Origin of the sequence: Rhizobium sp. WYCCWR10014 (assembly GCF_001657485.1) — a bacterium.
In the GTDB taxonomy this organism is placed as follows: domain Bacteria; phylum Pseudomonadota; class Alphaproteobacteria; order Rhizobiales; family Rhizobiaceae; genus Rhizobium.
Genome location: NZ_LXFU01000051.1, coordinates 417,319 through 432,764, shown reverse-complemented (window position 1 = coordinate 432,764; position 15,446 = coordinate 417,319). Strand labels below are relative to the sequence as shown.

The 15,446-nt window shown below is 60.8% G+C and carries 14 protein-coding genes; 9 read left to right on the top strand and 5 right to left on the bottom strand.

Annotated elements, in window-relative coordinates:
• Positions 1 to 8 precede the first annotated feature (8 nt).
• The 8 genes from A6U98_RS32020 (at position 9) to A6U98_RS31985 (ending at position 11,080) form a co-directional block, all read left to right on the top strand.
• Positions 9 to 569 (top strand): hypothetical protein, encoded by a 561-nt coding sequence (locus A6U98_RS32020; RefSeq protein WP_156667914.1) that lies wholly within the window; start codon positions 9 to 11, stop codon positions 567 to 569.
• A complete protein-coding gene (locus A6U98_RS32015; RefSeq protein ID WP_064655229.1) occupies positions 566 to 2,365 on the top strand; it encodes an AAA family ATPase in 1,800 nt (599 codons plus the stop codon). The genes A6U98_RS32020 and A6U98_RS32015 overlap by 4 nt, the downstream gene beginning before the upstream one ends.
• Positions 2,365 to 3,291 carry a hypothetical protein gene (locus A6U98_RS32010; protein ID WP_064655228.1) on the top strand — a complete coding sequence of 309 codons (927 nt, stop codon included), beginning with the start codon at positions 2,365 to 2,367 and terminating at the stop codon, positions 3,289 to 3,291. Before A6U98_RS32015 ends, A6U98_RS32010 begins: the two co-directional genes overlap by 1 nt.
• A 767-nt stretch (positions 3,292 to 4,058) precedes the next feature.
• Positions 4,059 to 7,160 carry an AAA family ATPase gene (locus A6U98_RS32005; protein ID WP_064655227.1) on the top strand — a complete coding sequence of 1,034 codons (3,102 nt, stop codon included), beginning with the start codon at positions 4,059 to 4,061 and terminating at the stop codon, positions 7,158 to 7,160.
• On the top strand, positions 7,144 to 8,376 hold the full coding sequence (locus A6U98_RS32000; RefSeq protein WP_246807872.1) for a YcaO-like family protein: 1,233 nt from the start codon (positions 7,144 to 7,146) through the stop codon (positions 8,374 to 8,376). Before A6U98_RS32005 ends, A6U98_RS32000 begins: the two co-directional genes overlap by 17 nt.
• 10 nt (positions 8,377 to 8,386) lie before the next feature.
• Positions 8,387 to 9,142 (top strand): TfuA-like protein, encoded by a 756-nt coding sequence (locus A6U98_RS31995; protein WP_064655226.1) that lies wholly within the window; start codon positions 8,387 to 8,389, stop codon positions 9,140 to 9,142.
• Positions 9,143 to 9,189: 47 nt separating this feature from the next.
• Complete coding sequence (locus A6U98_RS31990; RefSeq protein ID WP_064655357.1) at positions 9,190 to 10,371, top strand: hypothetical protein; 1,182 nt, start codon at positions 9,190 to 9,192, stop codon at positions 10,369 to 10,371.
• A gap of 25 nt (positions 10,372 to 10,396) precedes the next feature.
• Complete coding sequence (locus A6U98_RS31985; protein ID WP_064655225.1) at positions 10,397 to 11,080, top strand: hypothetical protein; 684 nt, start codon at positions 10,397 to 10,399, stop codon at positions 11,078 to 11,080.
• A 69-nt stretch (positions 11,081 to 11,149) separates the two neighbouring features.
• On the opposite strand, the gene A6U98_RS31980 is transcribed toward A6U98_RS31985, so the two are convergent.
• Complete coding sequence (locus A6U98_RS31980; protein ID WP_064655224.1) at positions 11,150 to 11,449, bottom strand: helix-turn-helix transcriptional regulator; 300 nt, start codon at positions 11,447 to 11,449, stop codon at positions 11,150 to 11,152.
• Between the two features lie 854 nt (positions 11,450 to 12,303).
• Entirely contained in the window at positions 12,304 to 12,486 is a 183-nt protein-coding gene (locus tag A6U98_RS31970; protein ID WP_064655222.1) for a hypothetical protein, read from the bottom strand.
• Positions 12,487 to 12,556: 70 nt separating this feature from the next.
• On the opposite strand from A6U98_RS31970, the gene A6U98_RS31965 reads away from it, so the two are divergent.
• The gene (locus tag A6U98_RS31965; RefSeq protein WP_064655221.1) at positions 12,557 to 13,198 is read left to right on the top strand and encodes an alpha/beta family hydrolase; all 642 of its coding nucleotides are present in this window, start codon (positions 12,557 to 12,559) and stop codon (positions 13,196 to 13,198) included.
• Positions 13,199 to 13,235: 37 nt separating this feature from the next.
• On the opposite strand, the gene A6U98_RS31960 is transcribed toward A6U98_RS31965, so the two are convergent.
• From A6U98_RS31960 to pcaQ, 3 genes are read right to left on the bottom strand one after another with little or no spacing between them, the layout of a single operon-like run.
• Positions 13,236 to 13,907 (bottom strand): RES family NAD+ phosphorylase, encoded by a 672-nt coding sequence (locus A6U98_RS31960; protein ID WP_064655220.1) that lies wholly within the window; start codon positions 13,905 to 13,907, stop codon positions 13,236 to 13,238.
• The gene (locus A6U98_RS31955; RefSeq protein ID WP_003548468.1) at positions 13,904 to 14,425 is read right to left on the bottom strand and encodes an MbcA/ParS/Xre antitoxin family protein; all 522 of its coding nucleotides are present in this window, start codon (positions 14,423 to 14,425) and stop codon (positions 13,904 to 13,906) included. Before A6U98_RS31955 ends, A6U98_RS31960 begins: the two co-directional genes overlap by 4 nt.
• A 57-nt stretch (positions 14,426 to 14,482) precedes the next feature.
• Positions 14,483 to 15,403 (bottom strand): pca operon transcription factor PcaQ, encoded by a 921-nt coding sequence (gene pcaQ, locus A6U98_RS31950; RefSeq protein ID WP_064655219.1) that lies wholly within the window; start codon positions 15,401 to 15,403, stop codon positions 14,483 to 14,485.
• Positions 15,404 to 15,446: the final 43 nt, after the last annotated feature.

Sequence of the window (15,446 nt, the reverse complement as noted above, 5' to 3'; positions counted from 1 at the left end):
ACCATGGCATGAGCATCCAGCCCCTTCCGGACGACCAGCCCCCTAGCGAGGCCACCACGGCGGCCAGCCTCCACCGCCTGACGCTTCCCGGCCCAATGCTCCAGCGAGGATTCTGGCTATATGTCTGGCGCGTCCAGACGCCCAAGGGAGAGCGGCTCTATGTGGGCCGCACCGGTGACAGCAGCAGCCCCCACGCCACCGCGCCCTACACCCGCATGGGACAGCACCTTGGGTTCTCCAAGGCCGCAAACAGCTTGCGAAGGCTGCTGACTGAAGCTGGGGTAGAACCCGAGAACTGCCATCAGTTCGAACTGATCTCATATGGTCCGATTTTTCCGGAAATCGGAATGACCAAGGACCAACTTCGTGCCGATCAGATGCTGCGGCACATCCCAGTTCGGGACAAGGTGGCTGCGCTGGAAAAACAGCTGCGAGATGCGCTGGTGGCGGCGGGTTATTCTGTACTGAACGTGGTCCACAGCAGAAAGAATTGCGACGCTGCCCAATGGAGCGCGGTACGAGATGCATTCACTGAGCACTTTCCAAATTTAGGGCATTTTGATCCATGAGGCTTTCCAGAATCGAAATCGAAAACTTCAAGGGGATTGGCGCCGCACAGGTCATCGATCTGAAGCCGATCACGCTGCTATTCGGCCCGAACAGCGCCGGCAAAAGCACGATCCTTCAATCGCTACACTATCTGCGCGAAATCCTTGAACGCCGAAACGCGGACCCAGACCAGACAATCGCTGGCGGCCTGATTGATCTGGGAGGGTTTGCGACGCTGGTACACGGCCATGACCTCAATCGCGCCATCAAGATGAAAGTTTGCATTGACCTGCGAGATGATCAAGGCAGCGAGCGCTTGCCGCTGAATTCCGGAGAAAGCCTTGACGACCCAAATTTTAAGAATCTTGGGATCCGCTACCTCGTCGGCGAGAATACAGAACTGAAAGAGTACGCGATCGTCCAGGAAATCGCCTTGGGCATCGAAGCTCGCTGGAGTGACTTGCTCCAAGCGCCGTTCATAGCAAAGGCATCAGTGGAGATTGATGGCTCCACGGTCGCGGAGCTTCACTCGCCAGCTCAGCAAGGCCGAGCACATTTGACGGCCTTCAATTTTGCGCATCCGCTACTGCAAGCGACCACCATCCCGGACGACGACGCTGAGTTCGTTGAGGAAGTGTACGATGAACTGGTTGAGGATGCAGAAGAAGGCTACTTTGACGATCCATTCTCGACGCCAATCGGCAATGAGATATGGGAACTCTCTCGTGAAACCTCCGCAGACGCGACCGAGAACGAGACTGTCGAATTCCGGATCGCCGTCGAGACAGTCCACGGCGCGCTGCCGGACTTGGATCGACCGCTCGGCCTTGAATTGGTTGAGATTGATCAGAGCCTTATTCGTCAACGCTATGCAGCCAGCGCAGCGATCTCGCGGCTGAACAAGGACGGAGAGCGCGCTGCGGTCGATAAATATGAACTTGAACGCCGCCGCAGGGCAGGCTTGAGCGCTTTGCTGGACGAACTGGTTCTTGGGCCCATCCGTATCGTCCGCGATTATCTCAGCGGGATGACTTATGTCGGACCGCTGCGTGAAATCCCGAGCCGGAAATTTCGTCCGCGCCTCTCACCGGATGAATCGCGCTGGGCGCAGGGCCTTGCGGCCTGGGACTTGCTCTATACCGAGCCTTCCGGCAAGCTTCTTGAAGAGGTGAACGCGTGGCTTGGAGGAGAAGAGCGGCTAAAGACTGGGTATCGGCTTGAAAAGTTCCAGTTCAAAGAGGTGCCGGTTCCAAGTCGATTCCACCAGCTTTTTGAGCGCGGGCTTTCCGAAGACGATCTGGGCGACCTGCAAGACCTATACGCGACGCTCAGCGGACGTTCTGAAATCACCCTGCGCGACTTCGAAAAGGGGATCATCGTCGCACCGAGCGATGTGGGTGTCGGCATTTCGCAGATGATCCCGGTGATTGTCGGTTGCCTTCGAAGCCAGCAGGGCATTCTTGCGATTGAGCAGCCAGAGTTGCACGTTCATCCCGCCATCCAGGTCGGCTTGGGCGATCTGTTCATCCAGGCTGTTCAGAAAAGCGAGAGTATCTTCGGCTCCGGCAAGTCATTGCTCGTCGAAACGCATAGCGAGCACATCATGCTTCGCCTGTTGCGACGCATCCGCGAGACGAGCGAGAATGAAGTACCGCCCGGGATGATAGGCCTCTCCCCGGATGATCTTGCCGTGATCTATGTCGAGAGCACCACTGATGGCGTCCGCTTCCGGCCACTTCGCGTTGATCGCGAGGGAGATTTCATCGACCGCTGGCCGAAGGGCTTTTTTGAAGAGCGCGCGGAGGAGCTGTTCTGATGCTCTACGAGTATGCAGTCGAGCCTCAGGCAATCGGTTCAAGCTGGAAAGATTTTCGATATCTAATAGAAAAATTCGGTTTTGATCGTGGGCGGCTGATATCCCAGTTCCCGAAGGCGTGGTTTAAGGAAGTCTATGCTGCTTCCGAGACCATGAAGCCGATCGAGCGTAAACGTCTTGAGGAAAGTCTTCAGCACGCAAAAAAGTCGAAGGTCATTCGGTCAGGTAGGCCTTATGATCCGACCGTCGGTGGATGGCTAACGAACGCGATTGCGCAACAAGCGATTTTGCCATTTCATGCGATTATTGCCGCGGAGAATCCGGGTCTGCATCAGCAGGTCCTGGTATTCGACGATGTTGATGAGGGACATCCGCTCATGACCGCGCCACACACTTGGGACGTTGACCGCATCGGCGCGTCAATGGCGAGTGCTATGAAACCACTATTGGTGTCGTCAACAAAGGTCCTCTTTGTCGACCGGTTCTTCGATATCAGCAAGGTTAGGTATCAGGAGACACTGAAAGCATGCCTTGACACAATACAGGCATCTGGCGGCGCTGGCGTAAATTGTGAGATTCATTTCTGTGATCATGACAACAGACCCCCACCTGAATTCGTTGAGCGAGAGGCTCACAAATGGATGCAGGGCCTAATACCAGACGGCATGTCGATTACGCTCTTTAGCTGGAAGGAACGCACAGGCGGAGCCGATTTTCATGCGCGCTATCTTTTGACGGATGTAGGCGGAATAAATGTGGAGGCGGGCTTTTCTGCGGAGGGTGGACATCAGAAGGTCCAAATCGGGCTCCTTCCCCTTGATCTAGCTCAGGAGAGGTTAAACTCCTTCGCGCGCGACTCAGTCGTTTATGATCTTGTTGGCCCCATCCTTGAAATTTGCTCTGACGGGAATGTCCGCCGAATTTGAGATTCTGTCTGAGGCGTATCTATGCTTTGCTCAACACAAATGCCGCCTTCAGGCAGTCATTTCGCCTCCCGAAACCACCGGCAAAAAAGGTCTATCGAAGAGTTCGCATGAACGCCTCGATATCGAGTTTGGGAAACAAGAGTTTGCCACGGTTCAATGCCTGCCAAGCGTGGGATCCCTTGGGAAGGCCGGCTGCCGGAGCGTCCCTATTGGATTCAATGAAGCCTGATCTCGAATTCACGACGGTGTCGCAATCTGAACCGACCGCTTCACTGAGCCTGCGCTGGAAATAGGTCTAAGGAGATCCCGGTAAGCTCTCGTAGGCTTCATCACTAAGCACGATCAGGAAGTCGTGGTCACTGTCCTGCGTCGCTGTTCCATACGCACGGCTGCCGTAGAGAAAAATCGCTATCGGATTCGAATTGCTTATTAGCCACTCACGTGCCGAGATTGTTATGTCATCCATGAAACTTACCAAAAGGCCTTTCTGAAGCGCATCAAAGCTTGCGTCTAGCAAGCCGCAATAGAATCCGGAAATTAGGTTTTGATATCAATAACAAAGAGGTTCGCATTTTCATCTCGGCTGGCGTGCCACTCTCTTTGAAATCGTTGCGTAATTTCGACGTGCGGGTCTGCCCCGCCGCACGGCATTTCGTGCCGCGTACAATCCGATCTCCTTTCAACTTTTGGCTACCGACACATCGTGTCGGCCTGTGTTATAGTCGCTTTGTCAGGTGCAGGATTTACCAGACACGCAAGGGGCGGCGATGGCGAGCGAAAGTCCTATCAACTCACCGAAGCACCCACGAAAATCGCCGGGCGGGGGCGCGCGGCCGGCAGAGCATGGCAGCGAGCGGCGCCTCATCACGGCGCTCTGCTACGATCTTGTCGGATCGACAAATCTATTCCATCAACTCGATATCGAGGACTTCCAGGAGCTGATTTCCGCCTTTCAGCAGGCGGTGCGGTCGGCGATCGTCGCACGTTCCGGCGTGATGCGGGTCGAGGCCGGTGACGGCGGTGTTGCCCTTTTCCCGACGGAACTTGGCTCGCGCGATGCCGCGTCGCTGGCGATTCGCGCTGGCTTCGACGTTATCGAGGCCTGCCGGCGCATCGGCCGCGAGGCGCGGCGCGGCGACATGCATGTCCGCGTCGGCATCGCCACCTCCATCGCGCTGGTCCAGGAACCGCGCGAGGAAGTCCCTTCGCAGGAGCCGGTGACGGGGGCGGCGCTCGCCATGGCGACGCGGCTGGAAGCGCTCGCGGCCCCTGACAGCATTCTCGTCTCGGAGGAAACGAAGACCCTCGCTGGACGCGCCTACGCCTTCATCTTCGAGGGCAGCCGGTCGCTAAAGGGATTTGCCGAGCCCGAAAGGGTTTGGCGGGCGCTCGAACATCGTACCGAAGTCACCCGCTTCTACGCCTTCGGACGGCTTGGCGGTTCCTTCATCGGCCGTGCCGCCGAGCTTGAGACAATTGGCCGTTGCTGGCGAGAGGTCTTGGCCGGGAAAGGCCAGATCCTGGCGATCGAAGGCGACGCCGGCATCGGCAAATCACGGCTTTTGCGGGAGATCCGCAAGCTTACCCGCAAGGAGCGATCGAGGGCCTTCCTGTTTCAGTGCGCGCCCGGCGGCGCGCGCTCCACGCTTCACCCGCTCATGCATGGCTTTCCCGGCACGGCGTCCAAGGCGGCTGGCCCCTCACGCCTGACGGCGACAACCGTCGCCGCCGCGTTCGCGCACCACGGCATAGAAGAGCCAGACGTCGCCGAACTGTTTTCGTATCTGCTCGGCGCTGCGGGCCGAAACGAGTCCCTCTCCGGCAGCAATCCCAAGGCAATCCGCGACAGGGCGCGGCGGGCGACCATCCATGCGCTGGAGACCGTCGGCGCCCGCGGTCCGCTGATCATGGCGGTCGAGGATGTTCACTGGATCGATCCGACGTCGCAGGACCTCCTTGGGGAAATCGTCCGCACAGTTTCACGGCTTCCCATCCTTCTCGTCGTCACCTTGCGCCCCGGCGCCGCGATGGATTGGGCCGACGGTGCCGACGTGGTGCACCTGTCGTTGAATCCACTCAATCGCGACGAGACGAAGCAGGCGATCGAAGCGAGTTGGCCGGCACACAAGCGCACGGCACTTCCGGAACTTCTGGAGGCGACGGAGCGGATTTCCGGCGGCGTTCCGCTGTTCATCGAGGAGATCTGCCAGTGGATCACGGAGATCGCGCCTGCGGATGCGGCGAATATTCCTGAGGCAATCGCGCATGACGGCGAGGCCAAGGTCTCTCACACGCACGCGCTTGCCTTCGAAGGGATTCTCGACGAACGGCTCGCGCGCCTCGGACCGGCGCGGGACGTGGCGCGAGCCGCGGCTATCGCCGGCGGCCGTACGACGCTGCCGCTGCTTCACGCGCTTTTGCCGGATCTCGCCAGGCGGTCGCTGGCGAGTGCGGCGGATGTGCTGTGCGAAACCGGCTTTCTGACGCGTGGCCGAACCGGCGGAACCGTGATCTACCGCTTCCGACACGCCCTGATCCAGGAAACGATCTACAAGGCACTGCTGCGCAAGCAACGGCAGGTTCTGCACCGACGGCTGTTCAACGCCGTCAGCGACGACCGTGGGCTGGCGGAATGGATCGACACCGGCGGGCTCGCCGACCAGGCGGAACGCGCCGGGCTCACGGAGGAGGCAATTCGGCTGTTCATCGCCGCCGGCTCCGAGAGTGCCGGCCGCTCGGCGATGATCGAGGCGCGCCACCATCTGGAACACGCGCTGGCCCTTTGCGCCGAGATGGACGAAAGCGAGGCGGTCGACGCCTTGCGGCTTTCCGCCTTCACCAGGCTCGGCCCGATCCTCACTGGCCTCGTCGGCGCCAATTCTCCGCCCGCCCGCAAGCTGTACGAAGACGGCGTCGCCATCGCCCGCCGCCAGCCGAAGGAAGACCAGCCAAAGTGGTTTCCGATCTATTGGGGCTGGTGGCTGACCGGGCCTGACTTTCTCGTCATGCACGACCGCGCACTCGAAGTGCAGATGATGATGCTTGGCACCGAAGATCGCGAAATCGCCCTGCAGGTCAAGCATTGCATCTGGGCGATCGACTTCAATCTCGGCTGGCACAAGGAGACGCAGGAGGCGATCACGGCGGGGCTTGCGCTCTACGACGAGCGATCGGCCGAAACCGCGCGAACGCTCTATGGCGGCCACGACGCCAAGGTCTGCGGCCTCGGACAACTCGCTCTGTCGCTCTGGCTGACGGGACAAGGCTCGGCCTCGGACACAGCACTTGCGGACATGGTCGGCCTGGTCGAGCGCATCGGCCATGTTCCGAGTACCGCCCATTCGCTCGACACCGAGGCGGTCTCGGCCTTCTACCGCGACGATTTCGAGCGGCTGGCGGATGTTTCGAGCCGGATGCAGCTCTTTGCCCAGCAACATGAGATGCAGTCGCTCGCTGGCATGTCGCTGCTTTTCGGCGGCTGGGCCAAAGCCCACAGCGACGACCTCCTCGCCGGCCATGAGATGTTCGGCGAGGGATTGGCGCTGCTCAAGGATCTCGGCGCCGTCGCCGACCTGCCGATCTATCTCTACATGCACGCGACCCTCCTCGGCCTTGCCGGCAAGTATGAGCAGGCCATCGACGTCGTCACCGACGCCATCCGGCAGGCCAAGGAAACCGGCCATGCCTACTGGCTCGCCGAACTCTACCGCTGCCGGGCTGTGCTGCGCGCTCGGGGAAACGTGAAAACCAATCTTGTCGCCGCCGAACTGCTGACAGCCGTGACCATCGCCGAAAGCCAGGGTGCGATGGCTCTGATGCAAAGGGCGAGCCGCTCAACCCGGGAGCTGGGCGTTGTTATCGGACGCTGACACGGCCGAAGGCCTGACCCCTGCCCCGCCGGCGATCGACGGACGGATTGCCGACTTTCGCGACGAGCTTGCCGCCGGCTTGAGGCAACCGCTCGATACGCCGGCCGACCCCGGCGCCGCCGAGGCATGTTTTCGCAGGCTACTCCCTTTCAGCCGCCGGGCCGGCATCACCCGTCTCGCCGACCTGACCGGGCTCGACCGTCTCGGTCTGCCGGTGGCGCAGGCCATCCAGCCGGCCGCGCTTTCCGAGGTGACCTCGCTTGGCCGCGGCCTCACCCTGATGGAGGCGGCGGTCGGGGCGATCATGGAGGGTCTCGAGCGTTTCTTCGCCGAGCGCATTCCCTCCTCGGACTGCTTTCTTGCGACCGCCGACGAGCTTCGGATCGACGCGGCCCTGCTCGAAAACCTGCTGCTTCCCCACGCCGGCACCGCATGGCGATCGCTGCCAATTCCCTGGACCTTGGCTGTCGATGTCGCGAGCGGAGCGCCGCAGCCGGTGCCGCTCGAACTCGTTCATACCTGCTATACCGATCCCGAGCCACAGGGCGACGGATTGTTCATCCGCACCACCACCGGCCTTGCCTGCCACAGCACGGCGCGCGATGCCTTCGCGCATGGACTGTTCGAATGCATCGAACGCGACGCGATCGCGCGGGCCTTCACCACCCACGGCTTTTTCGATCGTCGCCGCATAGCGACATCGCACATCGGGCCGAAGGTCGAGCATATTCTTTCGGTCACCCGGACGCAGGGCATCGCTTTCGCGCTTTGGCACGCCCCCTCGCCCACCGACCTACCGGTGATCTGGTGCCAGGCGATCGAGGCCGGCGCGGCTGAGCCGACCCTGGCGTTGCCGACGGAGGGCCATTCGGCGGGCTTTACCGTCGAGACAGCCGCGGCGAGCGCGATGCTGGAGGCATTGTCGGCGCGCGCCGGGGCGATTTCCGGCGCGCGCGACGACCAGACGCGCGAACACTATCGCAAGAGCACCGATCCGCTCGTCGCGGACGCCCGCCGCCTGATCCTCGAAGCCACGGCTGCGGGCACGGCAGCGTCGCCCTTCGCCCCAACATGCCTGCGCGACGTCGTCGACCGGGTTGCCGCCTGCGGGCTTGGACCTGTTCTCGCCGTACCGGTCGGAGCGGACGCCGAAGCAGGCGTGGCCTGCGTGCGAACCATTCTTGCGGGTGCGCGGCCGTTTTCAATTTTGCGTTGAGGGGTTGCCGATGACGAATGCCGGCAAGGAAGGTCCAATTCTGGTATTTCTCGGCCCCACGCTGCGTCTCGACGAGGCGCAGGCGGTGCTCGACGCGACCTATCTTCAGCCCGTATCCCAGGGAGACGTCATACTCGCCGCCCATGCCTTCCGCCCACGTGCGATGGTGCTGATCGACGGACAGTTCGAGGACCGCCCCGCCGTCCGCCACAAGGAAATTCTCTGGGCGATGGCACAAGGCATCGTCATGATCGGCGCGGCCAGCATGGGAGCCTTGCGGGCGGCCGAGCTTGCGCCCTATGGCATGATCGGCGTCGGCCTGATCTATAGGTGGTACCGGCGCTGGCCGTTGACGGCGGAGGATGCGGTCGCCGTGCAGTCGGGGCCCGCCGAACTCGGCTTTCTGCCGCTCACGGACGCACTGGTCGACCTTCAACGGACGTTCTCGACGCTTGCCCGCCGAAATATGATGACATCCGATGAGCGCGACCAGCTCATCGCATTGGCGCGCGGGACGAACTTTCGCAATCGCTCGCTCGCAGCCCTATTGCGCGCTGGGGGATTTTCCAGTGACCGTATCTCGGCATTGCGGAAAGAAATGACCGGGCAAAAGCGCCAGGACGCCCTCCTTACGTTACGTAAGGCGCCTTCACTAACAGTAGAGCGGCAGGGCCGCGACGTTGATCGCGCCTGGGTCGCGACCAATACTTTCATGAGAGATTTGGAAGCCTCGCATATTGACATCGACTTGATACGAAATTACTAATTAAACGTGTGGTTGCTCAATCCTTCTTCTTCGAAAGCGATTGTGCCATGGAACTGTATCCGAACAATGTGACGGAACGCGTGAACCCACGCATCGGAACACGATTCTGGATTTTCCCCCAGCCTCCCTTCATCCCCGGCTACGAAGAGCCCGATCGCGTCTGGCTCTCGATCCTGCCCGACGAGATCCGTGACGGACCTAGCGACCAGTGGGTGTACGTGGTCGATCCGTTGATCGAAAAACAGCCCTATGGTCCCGACGATCTGCCGCCGTTCGAAGGCGAGCGGCGACCGGCGGCACGATCTGGCCCGGATCGCAACTTCGACAATATGGACCCGAAATCGCGGGCCTACCTCGGCGTCCACGTCTATGCCTGCGTACATTTCGTGCTCGACATCTGGCACAGCTATCTCGGTCATCGCATCCGCTGGTTCTTCGACCCGGCCTTTCGCCGCCTGGAAATCATTCCCCTGGTCGACTGGGACAACGCCCATGCCGGCTACGGCTATCTGGAGCTGGGAGCCTCCGATGTCGGCGGCGTGCTGCGGCCCTATGCGCTGAACTTCGACACAATCGCCCACGAGGTCGGCCATTTCATCAGCCTGTCGGAACTCGGCATCCCGATGATCACATCGCGCGAGGCCGATTTCTTCCCGTTTTCGGAAGCCTTTTCCGACTGTGTGTCGCTGATCTCGCTGCTGCATTTCGATTCCGCCGCCGACCGGCTGCTGCGTCGGACGCAAGGCAATCTTCTGCTCTCCAACGAGCTCAACCGTTTCGCCGAGACTAGTCCCGAGACGCAAATCCGGCTGGCTACCAATTTCCGCCGCATGTCGGAAACCACCCGCGAACCGCACGACCGCTCGCTCCCCTTCCTCGGCGCGATCTTCGACAGCATCGTGGACGTCTACCACCGCCAATTGGTTCGCGAAGGGTTCGCCGACCCGCGCCTGCTCGACGTCGATCTCCGTGAATTGACGCTCGACCAATTCGAAGAGTTTCGCGGCTTGACCGAGCGATCGTTCCGCGACCGGCCGCTCTATTTCAAGCTGGCACTCGAAACCGCCCGCGACCAGGTCGGTAGCGCGCTCGCGGGGTCGCTGCGCTCGCTCGACCCAAACACCATGACGCTTGATCAAGTCGCAAGGGCGGTGGTTGCAGCAACGGTCGACGGGGTCGCGGCCGAACGGCTCAAGGCAAATTTTGTATGGCGTGAAATCATCAGTTGAAACCAGTCCATGATAGGAGGGGAACATGAGCGACTGCTGCTGCCATCCCGGTGTAGGTCCAAACGCAACAGGCCTAACGCCTCCCAACTATAGCGCCTATAGACCAGGCGAAGTGCGATTATATGGGCGCCCGGCTCCTCACGCGCCCATCTTTGTATATTCCGAGGAAGAGGTACTAAAACGACTCGAAAATGACCTACACGTCAACAACATCGAGGGCGATACAAAGAAAATAGCAGAAATCGCAAGAAAAAGCCTGGCATACAGCCTTGATCCCAATAACTTCCTTGGGATTTTTAAGGAAAAAATCACACTCGCGGGCCTGCTGGGTTTCGATGTTTATGCTCTCCCGGTGGAGATATCCTCCAAGAAATGCTGCGACGATGACAAAGGCAGGAGCATCGGCGTCATATACGGCTACTCCTATGAAGGGCACTGCTATGATTTGCCAAAGCCGTTGATCATGTTCCTGCCATGTCTACCCCACCAGCTTACATCCGGCTATTGCGAATGCGATTGCGGATACGGTCCAGGCCTCGGCTATGCCGTATGGCAGATCGACAAGCTGGAGGATGTCATCGTAATCGATATTCGCGTCGACGATGTGAAGACACTCATCCTTGACGCCAATCTTCCGGGCAACCGTTCACCGCTCGCCTACTCACAGACCATGAGGCTTGCACCGTCGCGACCGCCGATCAGCGGCTGACTCCGGTATCACGCGGCTAGTGTGGCCGAAGCTATCGGCCACACGCCGTTCATGCGTCTCAAACACACCTCAATTCATCTCGGTCGAGAACCAGGCCATCAGTTCCGCAGCGTTCCTGATCCCGGTGGAGCGCATCATTCTCGCGCGGTGCGCCTCCACCGTGCGCCGCGACAGGTTCAGCTCCTCGGCGATCTCGCCGCTCGTCTTGCCCTGCGCCATCATCGTCAATATCTGCCGCTGCCGGCCGGTAAGCGGATTTTCCGCGTCTGCCAGCGGCCGGTTCCGTGCTTCGAAACAGTAGAGCGCCTCGGCGAAAGGGCGGAAGAGGAATATCTCAGGCTGCCGCCAGTATTGTCTCCGTGCTGGCATTTGTCTGCCGGTGTTCTTCGCCGTTAGCACAGCAAGCCATAAAGCCATCTCGCCCCGGATCAGACTCGCCAATATGTCCTTTCGGAACTAGACTTTTTCGGATTGCAGCATAGCGCCACTACACTGCAGTGCCGAGCCCTCGTCACTGAAATGGCGAGGTGACAGCTTATGGCTCCGCTGCGACCGGGTGTTTTCACCACGTAATGTCCGCTTTGCGGCGACGTCGACCGGTGGCTCGATGACCACTTTGGAGGCGCAAAACTGCCGTGAGCCTTTTAGCCGCCTCGCCGCAAACATGAGGCCCGAAAGCGGAAATTATTGCCGTTAGACCGTCCAGTTGACTGATGCCCAGGGCACAAAGGTGGCATCCACGGTCGCTCGCGATTGGAAAACAGAGGGAATTTCAAGGCTTTTACACTAAGTCATTGAAATGATGTGAGAATACAGGTTCCCCAGCCAATTCTTATTTTTCGTTAGTTGCGGGCTCGAGTTGTCAGGACCTGCGGCGACAGAAATCTACCTGCATCAATTTCCCAGATCATCGTCACGTTATCGTGGGAAAAAATCATGGATCGCGTCTTTGCTCCTGGAAGCTCTTCATTCCAGTTTGACGCATCCCGCTGGGACGAATTTGCGGTCGCTCAATGCAAGTTGCGGCCACGAGCACCAGCGCTGTAAAGCAAAAAGGGCGCTCGACCCTTGCGGGGAGCGCCCTTATCCTGTCGGACACGAGCAGCTCGACAACGTCGATACCGCGCGCATCCATTTTTCAGGCAGGACGGGTATATGGACCCTTTCCGCCGGGGTTTCAAGAGGCGGTTCAGCGGTTCTACACGATAATTGACCGTAGTCGATCAGGAGGCGACCCCGGTGATCGGATTGACCGCGGGTCGTTCGCTTTTGTCCCTGACCCCAGCCGGCTGCACCACCGGCGGCGCCATCGATTCCGCGTCGGCGGGCTCCGGCTTTTCGGGAACGGCGCCGACATCCCTAGGGCGCCGTTGCTCGGGCTTTACGTTTTGATCATTCGTCGACATTGTCAGTCTCCTTTCAAAGAAAAAGTCACGGCTGTCGACTTGGTTCCGGCGATGGGATGGAGGATTACCGATGCTTGACAAGTTTCTGCTGCAGGGGCCCGAGGATGCGCGCTTCACGATCCTTCTTGCGCATGGCGCGGGCGCGCCGATGGATTCGGCATCGATGACAGCAGCGGCAAATGCGCTCGCCAGCGTCGCCTTCCGCGTCGCCCGTTTCGAATTCGCCTATATGGCCGCCCGCCGCACCTCGGAAGGCCGCAAGCCGCCGCCGCGCGCCGAAACGCTCAATCCCGAATACGAGGCGGCCATTGAAGGGCTCGGTGCCAGCAGCCCTTTGATCATCGGCGGCAAGTCGATGGGCGGCCGGGTCGCCAGCATGGTCGCCGACGATCTCCATGGTCGGGGAAAGATCGCCGGCCTGCTCTGCCTCGGCTATCCCTTCCATCCGCCCGGCCAGCCGCAGAAGCTGCGCACCGGCCATCTCAGGGGGCTGACGACGCCGGCGCTGATCTGCCAGGGAACACGCGACGAATTCGGCACGCGGGACGAGGTGCAGGGTTACGATCTGTCCGACAGGATCGAGATCCTCTGGCTCGAGGACGGCGACCACGACCTCAAGCCGCGCAAGACCATCTCCGGCTTCTCAAGTGCCGATCACCTCGCTACGATGGCGAAGGCGGCGATGGCATGGGCCGAACGACTGCCGGTTTGAGTGTCACCATATCTCCGGTGTCGGCAGCCTGCCGCGGTCAGGCCGCAAGCTTCCTGACATCGATGCGTCGGTCGGCGGCGGAAACGGTGATTTCGAAGTGGTCGGCCTGCAGCACGCCCTGAATATTGCGCGGCCGATGGGCGACGATCGCCACTCCACCTCTCAGCCGGACACTGTCATAGAGGATACCGGCGCCGCCGCTCGAGCGCACCTCTTCCCCCAGCATTTGCGACGCCGCATAGCTCGTGCCGTCATAGACATCCGGCCGTAGCGTCTGCTCTCCGCGAATGTCGAGGTAATCGCCAATCAGAGCGGCCGAATAGCTTCGATAGGTGCGCGCCATCGTCGCGACCCCACGCGCGACGGCCTCGCGCCTGAGATGATGGCCAACCTCGGCGGCGGCTGTGCGGAGATCGTCGGCGGCATACCAGGCGCCGAGATCGGGGCCGTTGAAGCGCATTCCTCCCGGCGCAACATGCAGGAATGCCGCCATGACAATGCTGGCATTGGCAACGCCGTAAACCCATTGGTCCTCGGGAAGCCGTTGGATGCGGTCGGCGACGAGCCGGTCGTTGGTCCAGCCGACGAGCTCCATCACGGCTTCGAGATCGGCCGCCCGCGTTACCGTCTCGAAAAGCCCGATCGGGGGAAATTGCGACGGGATCAGCCGGTACGACGGACGCGGCGCCCCAGCAAAACGGTCGCTCACCGGAAGACGATGTCCGCATCTTCGTAGGGCGTGAAGGCTTCGTCGAGCGCATTCGGCTGCATGTAGAGACCACCTCGGGCGCCGTCGAGAAACCGGCGGACGGTCATCAACCCGTCCTGGGTCCCATTCGTCACGATATCAAGCGGCGGATGGCCGCCGAAAACCGGCGCCTGATGCGGCGTGCGCAGCCAGGCGACGCCGGCGCGTTCATCGGAAAACAGCACGCCGAGCGCCTGATGGATGCCGAGCACGGCCGAGATGCGGGTCAGCGTATCGACATCGAGCGTGAACGCGCCATGCTCGCGCGCCTGTTTGGCCCAATTGTGGTAGGTCGACCGAGAGGGATAACCGAGCATGAGCAGACGCTGCTCCTCGCTCAGCCCCCAGAGATCGGCGATCGCCAGAAAGGTTCGCAGGGCCGGGGCGCTCAGCCTCTTGCGGTTGGCCGGAGCAAACCGTTCCATGTCCAGCCGCTGTGGCCCCTGGTCTTCCCGTTGCTCACGTCGCGCATGCTGCATGAAAGCCTCCTGTCTTGAATTAGACTTAGTCCAAATCTAGGCATTCATCAAGCGAATTTAAAGGGCCGCCTCGCCTGCCGCCTCGCGGATCGTCTGCATAAGGATCGATTGCGGCAGAGACGGCACGGCATCGGCGCGCATCGTCAACCCGACAGGCCCCTTGGTCTCGCCGGTATCGACCGGCAGAAGCGCCAGCCGCCCGTCGGCGACATCGCCGGCCACGACGCCGTTGGAAATGATCCAGATCGCGTCACTTGCCCTGAGGAATGCGCGGCCGAAGGAATCCGACACCGTCTCGATCTGGTTCGGCAGGCTGGAGACGCCGTTGGCGATGAGGAAATTTTCCACCACCGGCCGGATGATCGAACCGCGCGTCGGCATCAGCACCGTATAGTTGCCAAAGCCCGCAAACAGCGATTGCCGGCTGTCGAGCAGCGGATGGCCGGCGCGCACGGCAAACACCACCTGCTCGGAATAAAGATGTTCGAAGGAAAAGCCGGCCATCATCTCGGCGCCGGCCAGACGTCCGACGACAAGGTCGAGATCACCGACGCGAAGCTGCTCGAGGAGCACCGCGTTCTCGCCGGTGACGATCTTCACCCGGCTCCAGGTCTTTTCCTTGAGGAAGAGTTCCATCGCCCGCGGCATGATGCGCGATGACACCGTCGGCAGCGCGCCGATCCGGATCGGCGGCGCATCGGCGAACTGCTCCTGCGAGACGGAATCGAGACCCTGGCGCAACGCCGTCAGCGCCGCACCCGCGTGCCGCAGGAAAACCTCGCCATAGCGGGTGATCTTGATGCCGCGGCCATCGCGCTCGAAGACATCGACACCCAGGACCTGTTCCAGTTCACGGATCGTCTTGGTGACCGCCGGCTGGCTGACATGCAGCAATTCGGCGGCCTTCATGACGCTCTTCTGCCGCGCCACCTCGACAAAGGTTTGCAGATGGCGGAACTTGACCCGGCTGTCGATCATCGCTCGCATAACTCCAGGGTTATCGAAACGCCAATAAATATCA